Annotated in this window: 6 protein-coding genes; 3 read left to right on the plus strand and 3 right to left on the minus strand. The window is 67.1% G+C overall.

Annotated elements, in window-relative coordinates; all coding sequences use genetic code 11:
* Positions 1 to 3,200, minus strand: a 3,200-nt coding sequence (locus tag AC1DU6_RS12710; protein WP_477857547.1) for an indolepyruvate ferredoxin oxidoreductase family protein, incomplete at its 3' end; no start/stop codon positions are given.
* Positions 3,201 to 3,416: 216 nt separating this feature from the next.
* On the opposite strand from AC1DU6_RS12710, the gene AC1DU6_RS12715 reads away from it, so the two are divergent.
* The 3 genes from AC1DU6_RS12715 (at position 3,417) to AC1DU6_RS12725 (ending at position 5,852) form a co-directional block, all read left to right on the plus strand.
* Complete coding sequence (locus tag AC1DU6_RS12715) at positions 3,417 to 3,926, plus strand: Lrp/AsnC family transcriptional regulator (RefSeq protein ID WP_056191761.1); 510 nt, start codon at positions 3,417 to 3,419, stop codon at positions 3,924 to 3,926.
* Between the two features lie 10 nt (positions 3,927 to 3,936).
* Positions 3,937 to 4,674: a metallophosphoesterase family protein gene (locus AC1DU6_RS12720; RefSeq protein WP_457321074.1), complete on the plus strand. Its 738-nt coding sequence runs from the start codon at positions 3,937 to 3,939 to the stop codon at positions 4,672 to 4,674.
* Between the two features lie 62 nt (positions 4,675 to 4,736).
* On the plus strand, positions 4,737 to 5,852 hold the full coding sequence (locus tag AC1DU6_RS12725) for a GGDEF domain-containing protein (protein WP_457321076.1): 1,116 nt from the start codon (positions 4,737 to 4,739) through the stop codon (positions 5,850 to 5,852).
* On the opposite strand, the gene AC1DU6_RS12730 is transcribed toward AC1DU6_RS12725, so the two are convergent.
* Together AC1DU6_RS12730 and AC1DU6_RS12735 are read right to left on the minus strand one after the other, a co-directional pair.
* Positions 5,849 to 8,440: a hypothetical protein gene (locus tag AC1DU6_RS12730; protein ID WP_457445884.1), complete on the minus strand. Its 2,592-nt coding sequence runs from the start codon at positions 8,438 to 8,440 to the stop codon at positions 5,849 to 5,851. The two genes, AC1DU6_RS12725 and AC1DU6_RS12730, sit on opposite strands and share 4 nt — an antisense overlap.
* On the minus strand, positions 8,440 to 8,679 hold a 240-nt coding region (locus AC1DU6_RS12735; RefSeq protein ID WP_477857551.1), incomplete at its 5' end, for a hypothetical protein. The genes AC1DU6_RS12730 and AC1DU6_RS12735, both read right to left, overlap by 1 nt.

An 8,679-nucleotide genomic window follows, 5' to 3' on the forward strand; every position in this document is an offset into this window, starting at 1 on the left:
AGGTGATGCACCAGCTTGTAGTTGCCCTCGAACATGCCGGCCACCTTCTCGGCAAAGCCCATGTCGGTGTGCAGGCGGGCGACCTCGTACTCGTCCTTGTAGGCCATCAGCTTGAACAGATAGCGCGCGACCGCTTCCGTCAGCTTGGTCGTGCCGCCCAGCTTGGCTTCGGCCGCGCGCACCTTGTCGACGAAGGCCTTGTACTCGGCCGCGTAGGCGGCGTTCTGGTAGCCGGTCAGGAAGTCCACGCGCTTGGTGATGATCTCGTCGACACCCTGGCGCTTGACCATCTGGATGACCTGCTGGGCCGCGTACAGCGCCTGCACGCTCCTCAGGTCCTGCGCACAGCGACGGCCCCATTCGAAGGCGATCTTGTTGTTGTCGATCTGCACGCCATTGAGCTCGATGGCGCGCATCAGCGCGTCATAGCTCAGCGGGATGCGGCCCTGCTGCCAGGCATAGCCCAGCATCAGCGGGTTGGTGTAGAGCGAATCGCCCACCAGCTTGACGGCCACTTCCTCGGCGTCGAAGGAGCCGAGGTGGTCGCGACCCACCGCGTTGCCCACGGCCTGCTCGCAAGCCGCGCCGGGGAAGCTCCAGTTCGCGTCATTGACCAGCGTCGCCGTCGGCGAGCCATGCGTGTTCAACGCCACATAGGTCCGGCCCTCGCGCATGACGGCCAGCGTCGCCTTGTTGGCGGCGACGATGGCGTCGCAGGCGATGACCAGGTCTGCCTCGGCCGTGCCGACCTTGGTACAGAAGATCGCGTCCGGGCTGTTGGCGATCTGGATGTGGCTCCAGGTCGCGCCGCCCTTTTGCGCCAGGCCCGCGGCGTCCTGCGTGATGACGCCCTTGCCTTCCAGGTGGGCCGCCATGCCCAGCAGCTGGCCGATGGTGATGACGCCGGTGCCGCCCACGCCACCCACGACGATGCCCCAGGCCTTGTCGGGGTTGGGCACGATGGGCATGGTCAGCGGTGGCAACGCCGCATCGAAGGGGCTCTTGCGCGCTTCCTTCTTGGGCTTCTTCAGCTCGCCGCCTTCCACCGTGACGAAGCTCGGGCAGAAGCCCTTCACGCAGGAGTAGTCCTTGTTGCAGGTGTTCTGGTTGATCTGGCGCTTGCGGCCGAAGTCGGTCTCCACCGGCTCGATGGACAGGCAGTTGGACTGCACCGAACAATCGCCGCAGCCTTCGCAGACCAGCTCGTTGATGACGACGCGCTTGGCCGGGTCGACCAGCTTGCCGCGCTTGCGGCGGCGACGCTTCTCGGTGGCGCAGGTCTGGTCGTAGATGATGACCGTGGTGCCTTCGAGCTCACGGAACTGGCGCTGGATCTCGTCCAGCTCGTCGCGGTGATGCACGGTGACGCCCGGGGCCAGGGCCACGCCCTCGTACTTGAAAGGCTCGTCGGTGACGATGACCAGCTTCTTGACGCCTTCCGAGATCACGCTGTTCATGATCTGGATGACGGTGTGGCCCTCGGGCCGCTCGCCGACCTGCTGGCCGCCGGTCATCGCAACCGCGTCGTTGTAGAGGATCTTGTAGGTGATGTTCACACCCGCAGCGATGCTCTGGCGGATGGCCAGGCTGCCGCTGTGGAAGTAGGTGCCGTCGCCCAGGTTAGAGAAGATGTGCTTCTCGTCGGTGAACGGTGCCTGGCCCACCCACGGCACGCCCTCGCCGCCCATCTGCGTGAAGGTGGCCGTGTTGCGGCCGGGCATCCAGGTCACCATGTAGTGGCAGCCGATGCCGCCGACAGCGCGCGAGCCGTCGGGCACGCGGGTGGAGGTGTTGTGCGGGCAGCCGGAGCAGAACCACGGCGTGCGGTCGGCGCCGCCGGCCGTCTTCTCTTCCGCCTTCAGCGAGTTTTCCTTGGCGTCGATGATGGCCAGACGCGCGTCCAGGCGGGCGGCGATGTCACTGTCCACGCCGATCTTCTTCAGGCGTTTGGCAATGGCGCGGGCAATGATGGCTGGCGTCAGGTCGGCCTGCGGGCGCAGCAGCCAGTGCTCGCTCGGGTTGGGCACGCTCCACTCGCCGCCCTCGCCGCCGTCACCGGCGTCGAACTTGCCGAGCACGTTGGGGCGCACGTCGGCGCGCCAGTTGTAGAGCTCTTCCTTGACCTGGTACTCGATGATCTGGCGCTTCTCTTCGACGACCAGGATCTCCTGCAGGCCCTTGGCGAAGTCACGCGTGATCTGCGCTTCCAGCGGCCACACGACGTTGACCTTGTGCAGGCGGATGCCGATGCGCCGGCAGGTGTCGTCGTCCAGGCCCAGGTCGTGCAGCGCCTGGCGGGTGTCGTTGAAGGCCTTGCCGCTGGTGATCAGGCCGAAGCGGTCGTTGGCGCCTTCGATGACGTTGTAGTTCAGCTTGTTCGCGCGGATGTAGGCCAGCGCTGCGTACCACTTGTAATTCATCATCCGCGACTCTTGTTCGAGCGGCGGGTCCGGCCAGCGGATGTGCAGGCCACCGGCCGGCATCTGGAAGTCTTCCGGCAGGATGATGTTGACGCGATCCGGGTCGACGCTGACCGAGGCCGAGGATTCAACGATCTCCTGGATCGTCTTCATGCCTGCCCACACGCCCGAGAAGCGGCTCATGGCAAAGGCGTGCAGGCCCATGTCCAGGATGTCCTGCACGCTGCTCGGGAAGAAGGTCGGGAAGCCGACCGCCTTGAAGACGTGGTCGCTCTGGTGTGCGGCCGTCGAGCTCTTGGCGATGTGGTCGTCGCCCGCGATGGCGATGACGCCGCCGTGCTTGCTCGTGCCGGCCATGTTGGCGTGCTTGAACACGTCGATGCAGCGGTCCACGCCCGGGCCCTTGCCGTACCAGAGGCCGAAGACGCCGTCGAACTTGGCTTTCTCGGGGAAGAGGTCGAGCTGCTGGGTGCCCCAGACGGCGGTCGCGCCGAGTTCCTCGTTGACGCCCGGCTGGAAGACGATGTTCTGCTTGGCCAGATGCTTCTTGGCCGCCATCAGCGCCTGGTCGTACGTGCCCAGCGGCGAGCCGCGGTAGCCGCTGATGAAACCTGCCGTGTTCAGCCCGGCGATCGCATCGCGCGTGCGCTGCAGCATCGGCAGCCGCACCAGGGCCTGCACGCCGCTCATGAAGGCACGGCCGGAATCGAGCGCGTATTTGTCGTCGAGGGAGACAGTCTGCAGCGCGCGCAGGATGTGTTCGGGCAGCGGGGCGTTCATCAGTGGGAGCTCCTGAATGGCGACCCGAGAGGCCAGCCCTTGTGAGGCAGGCGCGCGGGCCATGGGCCAGTATGGCCGGACCGATCAGTGTAGGGAAATGGGGGCGAGCAGTGCTTTCTCAATTGCGCTCGAAACCAGYCACCCTGGCAATCTTCTTGCTCAGATCTGCCAAATTCGCTTCCAATTGCATCGCCACTTCGCCGATCAGGGCAAACCATGAGTTCTCAAGTCGTCGATTCCAGCGCCACTCCCGAAGCCCTCGACCGCCACCACATCGCCATCCTGGCCGAGTTGCAGGCCGATGCTCGCCTGTCCAACGCCGAACTGGCCCAGCGCATCGGCCTGTCGGCCGCGCCCACCTGGCGGCGCGTCAAGTGGCTGGAGGACCAGGGCTACATCACCGGCTACCGCGCCGAGATCGACCGCAGGAAGCTCGGCCTCGGGGTGCTGGCCTTTGTGCGCGTCGATGCCGAGCGCAGCGCCGGCGCCGCCACCAAGCCGCTGGAAGACGCCATCCGCCAGCTGCCCGAGGTCATCGCCTGCCACTACATCTCCGGCGCCGGCACCTTCGAGCTGCAGGTCATGGCCACCGACCTGGACGCCTTCTCGCGCTTTTCCATCGACACGCTGCTGAACCTGCCCAACGTGAAAGACATCCACACCAGCTTCTCGCTTGGTGAGGTCAAGGCCAGCGGCGTGTTGCCTCTCGGTCACCTGGGCGGCTAGTCTCGAGACCATGCGCATCGCCCTCGTCTCAGACATCCATGGCAATCTGCCCGCCCTTGAAGCTGTTGCCGCCGACATCCGCCGCCGCGGCGCCGACCAAGTGCTGTGCCTGGGCGACAACCTCTCCGGCCCGCTGATGCCGCGCGAGACGGCGCAGTTCCTGATGGCCTCGGGCTGGCCCATCCTGGCCGGCAACCACGAACGCCAGATCCTCGAATGGCAGCCCGACGCCGGTGGCGCCTCCGACGGCTATGCGCTGTCCACGCTCGGCACGCCGGAGCTCGACTGGCTGCGCAGTCTGCAGCCGATGTGGCAATGGGCGCCGGACATCTTCCTGTGCCACGGCACGCCACGCAGTGACTGCGAGCACTTCCTGGAAACCCCGCGCGGCGGCGTACTCGGCCTGGCCACGGCCGCCGAGATCGCCGAGCGCCTGGGCGATCAACGCAGCGCACTCATCGCCTGCGGTCACAGCCATCTGCCGCGCTTTCTGCGCGTGGTCAGCAACCAGGTTCTCGTCAACCCCGGCAGCGTCGGCCTGCAGGCCTATGTGGACGATGAGCCGGAGCGCTATGTCGTCGAGCGCGGCACGCCCGACGCGACCTACGCCATCGTCGAGAAGCTCGACGGCGCCTGGCACTGCGCCCAGCACTCGGTGCCCTATGACCACGGCGCGATGGCCGCCTTGGCCGCGCGCAACGACCGGCCCGACTGGGCGCAAGCGTTGCAGACCGGCTACGTGGGCTGAAGGCTCGAACAAGGACTCAGGCGGACAGTGCCCCGGCGCCGCTGGCGCGGTAGGCTAGCGCCATGGCGGCGTCGTACCTCCGTCGGCTCGGCGACCTGTGGCTGGGCAGCGAACCAGCCCAGCGCCTGCGGCTGCGCCAGACCTCGCTCGCGATGGCGCTGATGGGCATCAGCGCCGTGATGCTGTGTTACGCCATCAAGGTCAACGGCGGCGAGTTCGGGCCGGTGCTGTGGGGCTGGGCGGCCTATTCCCTGGGCGGCATGGCACTGATCTACGCCGCCATCCGCAGCGGTTGGTCGAAGCGCTTCACCGACCCCTCGCTGACCAGTGCGCAGATCGGCTTCGCGATCAGCTGCGCGGCCTTTGGCTATGCACAGGCCGGCCTGCTGCGCGGCGGCGCCTTCCCGGTGCTGACGCTGATCCTGATGTTCGGCATGTTCCAACTGCGCGCCCGCAGTGCCTATGTGCTGAGCTTTTTCGCGCTGGCCCTGTTCGCCCTCGTCATGGGCGCCATGGCCTGGCTCCATCCCGCGGCCTATCCGCCCGAGGTCGAGTTCGGCCACTTCGTCATGCTGGCCTGCCTGCTGCCCACGGTGGCCGTGCTGACGGCGCGGCTGAGCCGCATCCGCCGCCGGCTTTCCGAGCAGCGCCAGGAGCTGGCCCGGGCGCTGGCCCAGTTGCAGGCCATCGCCACGCGCGACGAGCTGACCGGCCTGCCCAACCGCCGCCAGATGCAGGCGCTGATGGACCAGGAGTTATCGCGTTCGCTGCGCCATCACCACGATTTCTGCGTCGCCGTCGTCGACCTGGACCACTTCAAGCGCGTCAATGATGAGCACGGCCATGCGGCCGGCGATGCCGTGCTGCGAGCCTTCGCCCAGGGCGGCCAGACCGCCATGCGCGGCACCGACGTGCTGGCGCGCTGGGGCGGCGAGGAGTTCCTCGTGCTGCTGCCCGACACCGCCATGCCACCGGCCGTGGCCGGCATGGAGAGGTTGCGCCAACAGACCGCCGCCTTGCGCATCGACATTGGTGACGGCAAGCAGGTGGCAATCACCGTCTCCATCGGCCTGACCGGGCACCGCCGCGGCGACACCCTGGCCCAGACCCTGGAGCGCGCCGACCGCCTGCTCTACAAGGCCAAGGCGGAAGGGCGCAACCGCACCTGCATCGACTAGCGGTCGGAGTGCCGCAGATGCTCGCAGCGGCCCATGCGGGCGCCGTGCTTCACTTCGTCGACGAACTCGCTCGGGAAACCGACCTCGGTCGAGTTGCCATGCTTGCAGACGAAGGCCTTCTTCAGGTCGACATACCAGCTCATCGGGTAGCCCGGGATGCCGCCGACGATCTCGTTGCCGGCCGCGTTCATCGACGCCGGGCCGTCCAGGCCGTAGCGATAGGCCTCGGCCACGCCCTGGGTGCGGAAGAAGTCGCTGAGCTGGATCCAGCCGATGTCCTCCAGCCACAGCACGCCGCGCAGGCCGCTGAACCAGACACCGGCCGAGCCGATCATCATCTTGCCGTCGTCGCTGATGTCGGCCACCTGCACGGGGATGGCGCCGAACTGCTGCTGGATGGCTGCGGCGCCCTCGCTCTCGCAGGTCACGTCCAGGCCCAGCAGCGGCATGTCCACACACCACTGCATCTGCCTGAACTTCGTGAAGGCGCTGGCCTTGCTGCCCTTGTTGGCATTCCAGAACACGACGCCGTCGCGCTCCGTGTTCAGCGCCACGCGGCCAGCGTCGGGCGTCATCGCATAGCCGTCGATGGCACCGACGGCCTTGTAGAGGTCGATCGGCTTGCCCTCGTCAATCCAGGCATAGGCCTTCATGAAGTTGCTGTTGCCCAGCACGACGCGGCCATCGGACGACACCGCATGCGCCCGGTGCCAGGGCTCGGCGCTCAGGTCCACGCCGTCCAGGCTCAGCGCCCGCATGCCGCGGCCCGCCGTCCAGATGAAGGGGATGACCTCGCCGCCGATGGCGGCGTCGCCGGACCAGCCACCTTCGCAGCTGCCATCGCCATTGCGGTCCACATAGGCCGTGCCGACGGCCGTGCGGCCGGTCGAATCGAGCGCCCAGCCGTAGCTGCTGCTGACGCCGATCTGGCTGCTGCCGCCGCAGCGGTCGCGGTTGAGGTTGCCCAGGTCGGTCAGGCCGCCGGTGCGGGTGTCCCAGATCGTGGCCGAGTTGGTCTTCACCGGCTGGCCTTCGCCATCGGTGCCGATGACGTTGCCGTTGAGGTCGGCCTGCACGATGAGCTTGCGGCCGTCGCGCGTGATGCTGGTGTTGACGCCCGCGACACCGTCCGGCGCCCATTCAACACCGCTGCGCGAGTCCCAGACGAAGGGCTTGTTGTCGATCCAGCCCGCCGCGCGCTCGCCGTCCTTGGACATGCTGCCCAGGAAGCCGTAGACGATGGGCGTGTACTGCACGCCGTCCTTGTAGCCATTGAAGTAGAAGTTGGCCGTCTTGGTGACACCCGCCTCGGCCGTGATCGCGCTGGCCGTGCAGGCGCGGTCGTTGGCCGCGTTGGACTGCTCGTTGCTGTTCCAGTACTCGGCCTCGGAGACCAGGGCGGTCGGCGTCGTCGGATAGCCGCCAGCGACGATCTCCTCCAGGTAGAGCACGTACTTCTGCCCGGGCTTCAGGTTGTTGATGCGAAAGCGCCCGTCGGGGCCGACCAGGCCCTGCGTCTTGTCGCCGCTCATCGCCGAGATCGCGTCGCCGAGCGGGTCGGCAACGTTGCGGGCGACGATATTGATGCCGCCATAGGGCGTGCGGCCATCCTTCAGGAACAGCGTGCCAGCCACCGAGCCGCGCGTCTTCAGGTAGGTTGCGCTCGGGTAGAGGTCGGAGATGCCCGCCATGTCGTCGCTGCGGTCCACCGTACTTTGCTCGTAACCGGCGTTGCGGCCGTTGGCATCGGGGAAGGTCGGGTCGATGAAGGGGAACATCGTCTCGATGTACTTCGGGTCGATCTTTTTCGCCGCCGGATCGTCGTCGCGCCAGGAATGCAGGGCCGGCACGCAGCCGGGCACGCCGGGGAAAGCCTCGTAGTAGTAGGGATGGCTGAAATAGGCCATGGTGCCGTTGACCTGCGAGTGCGACAGGTTGATGGCGTGGCCGAACTCGTGCGTGAACACGCCGGCGATGCGCTTGCCGTCGATGTCGGGCGGCGGCATCCAGGGCTGGTCTGGGTCCAACGGCTCATGCGGCACGACATAGCCGTTCATGACGGCCGTGGCCTTGACGATGGTCTCGGGGTAGCCGTCGCCGTCGCGGTCCTCGGCGATCTCGGCGAAGGCGATGCCCAGCACCTGGTCCTTGGGCACGCCGAAATACTCCTCAATGACCTGGCCGCGCTGGTCGTAGATGACGTAGATGCCGCCCTCCAGCGCCTGGCCATAGACGCGCTTGGCGGTCTCGCCGTCCTTCACGTCCACGCCGACGCCCGCGAGCTGGCTGAACTTCTTGAACTTGGCCGGGTCGGTGACGGCTTTCCAGGTCGAGGTCGGCACATCGCTCCACTGCTTCAGCGCAAAGGCGGTGATCCTGTCGGCCTGGGCGTTGCTGAGGAACTCCGTGCCGCTGTCGCGGTAGGTCAGCGGTCCGATGTCGGTGTAGACCTGGATGGGCTTGCTCGTGTCCCAACGCAGCGGCTGCGGGTTGCGTGGGTGCTCGGTCAGCAGCAGTGGGCCGGCGGCCTGGGCCAGGGAAGCCGCCGCGAACAGCGCGGCCAGCGGGAATTTGAGGAAGGCGTTCATCAGCGCATCACTCCCTTGGCGATCCAGTCTTCGCGCACCGCGCGCTTGACCAATTGGTTCAGCACGCCACCGTCGACGGCGCCGCTGTTGCGGGTCAGCATCTCGGCCTCGAGCGGGCTCAGCACCGCCGGGTCCACGCTCATGCCCTGGAACAGGCCGCGGTTGTCGAAGGCATTGGCCAGCTTCGGCCCGCTGCCGGTCAGCTTGCCCTGGGCCAGGCCCACTGGGCTGGTCAGGCC

The organism is Roseateles sp. P5_B10 (genome assembly GCF_056400485.1).